Annotated in this window: 1 protein-coding gene and 1 pseudogene; both read right to left on the bottom strand. The window is 33.0% G+C overall.

Annotated elements, in window-relative coordinates; translation table 11 throughout:
• Nucleotides 1-1,423: thrombospondin type 3 repeat-containing protein (locus ACWVCY_RS12285; protein ID WP_455143122.1), on the bottom strand; the 1,423-nt coding region annotated here is incomplete at its 3' end.
• 167 nt (nucleotides 1,424-1,590) lie between these two features.
• A pseudogene (locus tag ACWVCY_RS12280) lies at nucleotides 1,591-2,297 on the bottom strand (hypothetical protein); the annotation flags it as partial.

Here is a 2,297-nt window from a genome sequence, read left to right as displayed (position 1 = left end):
CCATGATTAGCAGAATTAGACTAGAAAAGATCCACTCATAAAAATGAACATTTATTATCACTTCCTCTGTTTTTAAAGGAAGAAAAGACATTTCCTCTGATTTTATTTTCTTTTGCTTTTTTATTACACGTCGATTCTCCCACCGTAAAATCATGAAAAAAATAAATGGCAATCCTAGAAACAATAATATATTAAATAGAATAATTACTGCAGGTAAATAGGGGGTAGGGGGGTCTTCTACCATCCAAATACTGTACAAAACCTTTCCTGCCATTCCACCATCTATTTGAACTACTAATAGTTCTATAGCTAAGGGAATAGGGATTTCTACAACATAAGGAAGAGCATTAGGTGTATAATCTGAAATTGTTGATAAATGAAAACGAATTGTTTGAGATATAGAGAGGTCAGTATTTTGTACTTGGCGGGAAAGATTCACACGATTTTCTAAATCAAAGATTGCTAGTGTGACTGTAGGTAGATTTGTTTGAAGAAATATTTTCCCTGTGGTTCGATATTTTGTGGTGAAAATATAAAAATCGGATTGGTCCTCCAAAGCTATTTCATCAACTGTCCCTATAACCCAAGTAGTTGCTGGAATGTGCTTATGTTTAATTAAAGCTGTTTGAAGTGAATTCGGGGCATCTTTATCTAAGTCAGTAATATCGATTGGAGCATCATTAATGCGATTTGTGGATAAGGATGGATCAGTTCCTAATAATATCTCAAAATAGTCTGATAAACCATCATTATCTGAATCAGGAGATAAATCAGGTCGAGCTGTAAAAAAAAATCGCTCTTTTACCCAATGTCCTACTATATCGCTGGCGTAGACCGTTAATTCATGTGTTCCTTCCTCTGGTGGGAGTGTTATCTGATAAGGAATGTTTAAAGTCTGATTATTTCCTTTATTCCAATGATATAATATTTTATCAAGGTGATCATCAATAACATCGAAATTAATAACAGAATCAGGTGCTAGATTACTATTATTCGTAGTTGATGTTAATATTATCATAGGAAATGTATCGTCAGTAATGAAATGATATTCCTGATATTCCCAAGAGTCTAGAGTATCTAATGCATAAGCATGTAAGATGTGAAGCCCATCTCCCATTGGGAGCGTTGTTTCATAAGGAGGAAGCCAGGTATTATTAAGCTCATTATCCCAATGATAATATAATTCAACAAGATTGAAATCACTGATATTAAATCTAATAATTGTTCCTGAGGGTAATACTGAGTTATTTACTGGCGATACTAGAATGATATTTTCATTTAGGGTAAAAACAACATTTCTAGCTTGAAAAAAAGATTTATTAATAGAAAGGGTGTTAGAAGCATGTAATAATTCAAAAGACTGAATTGTTGTAATAAACGGAAAAAAAATTAAAAGAACAAGTAGATATGAGCTTATTTTCATTAAGAGAACACTCCGAGTGTCTGTTTTCTACCTTTTTAGAATAAAGAGAATATAACTTTAATTAACTTGATTTATGTATTCATAGCTAAATATTAACAAAAAATCTTTGGTTTGAGATTCATAAATCTTTTCCTAAATGATATTTTATTGATTTATTACTTGATTAATCACTCAGATTTTTTCTTTAAGCGCTTTTGGACTTTTTCTAAAAATTGTTGTGCATTTTCCCAAATTTTGGTACGGAAGTAGATCGCTAAAGCTAGTAAAAAGATACTGGGAACCCCAATTAATCCAATAAATAGATTGGGATTAAGAGCATCAAAAGGATCAGGATCAGAACCATCTTTCCATCCATCATTATCATAATCGGGATCTAGGGGGTCTAAACCTGATGATATCTCTATTCCATCGTTTAAACCATCCGAATCGCTATCTTCACTGAGCGGATTTGTGAAATGGAGATATATCTCATCGTAATCACTCAAAGTATCTTTGTCTGAATCAATATCTGCTGGATTTGTACCAAATATATATTCTATTGAATCATTGACTTGATCACCATCTGCGTCGAAATCTAACAGGCTAGTGAGTCCATCTTTATCGGGATCTCCAGCAGCATCTTCACCCCATGATTCAAAGTAATCTCTTTCAACTCCATCAACTAAACCATCTTCGTCGGAATCATTCTCATAAAAGAATGTATGGTACACAATGTTTTCTTCAAAATCTGTTAAATTATCTTCGTCGTAATCATAATCCCAACCATCTAGCTGACCGTCATCATTTTCATCTGAATCAAATGGATCAGTTAAATAATAATGGATTTCAATCCCATCATAGATTCCATCTGCATCAGTATCAGGGAGAAGAGGAT

Source organism: Candidatus Hodarchaeum mangrovi (assembly GCF_975850365.1).
Note: the sequence above shows the minus strand (reverse complement) of the source record. Positions and strands in the feature narration are given on the sequence as shown.